Here is a 747-nt window from a genome sequence, read left to right as displayed (position 1 = left end):
ACCAGCAATAGCAGGAACCTATACCTATGAATGGGAAGTACCAGCGGGAGTCACTAATCCGGGGAATGTTGCTTCATTTTCGACAACAATTGCAGGAACCTATACCGTTACAATCACGAATTTGACAACCAGCTGTAATAGTACTATAGCCACAGGAACAGTAACGTTAAAACTTTTACCAACAGTAAGTTTAAACAGTCCGTCGATATGTCCGGGAGAGACAGCAACACTAACGGCTACACCAGCAATAGCAGGAACCTATACCTATGAATGGGAAGTGCCATCGGGAGTTACTAATCCAGGTAATGTTGCTTCATTTCCGACAACAATTGCAGGAACCTATACCGTTACAATAACAAATTTGACAACAACTTGTAAGAGTGCTATAGCCACAGGAACAGTAACTTTAAAACTTTTACCAACAGTAAGTTTAAACAGTCCGTCCATATGTCCGGGAGAGACAGCAACACTAACCGCAACCCCAGCAATAGCAGGAACCTATACCTATGAATGGGAAGTACCAGCGGGAGTCACTAATCCAGGAAATGTTGCCTCGTTTACAACAACAATTGAAGGAGCCTATACCGTTACAATCACGAATTTGACAACCAGTTGTAAGAGTACTTCAGCTTCAGGAACTGTAACACTAAAACCAATACCTACTGCATCAATTTCTACTAAAACGCCAACGGTTTGTTCAGGAAACCCTTCTCGATTAGATTTTGAAGGAACGCCATTAGCAACAGT

1 protein-coding gene is annotated in these 747 nt (G+C 42.2%); it reads left to right on the top strand.

Features of this window, described 5'->3' with window-relative positions:
• The coding region (locus tag ACFQ0S_RS03100; protein WP_379819047.1) for a hypothetical protein at positions 1-747 on the top strand (747 nt) is incomplete at both ends.

The organism is Flavobacterium myungsuense (assembly GCF_042677265.1).
Classification (GTDB): Bacteria; Bacteroidota; Bacteroidia; order Flavobacteriales; family Flavobacteriaceae; genus Flavobacterium; species Flavobacterium myungsuense.
The sequence above is the reverse complement of the archived record's forward strand: the minus strand, read 5'-3'. Positions and strand labels throughout refer to the sequence as shown.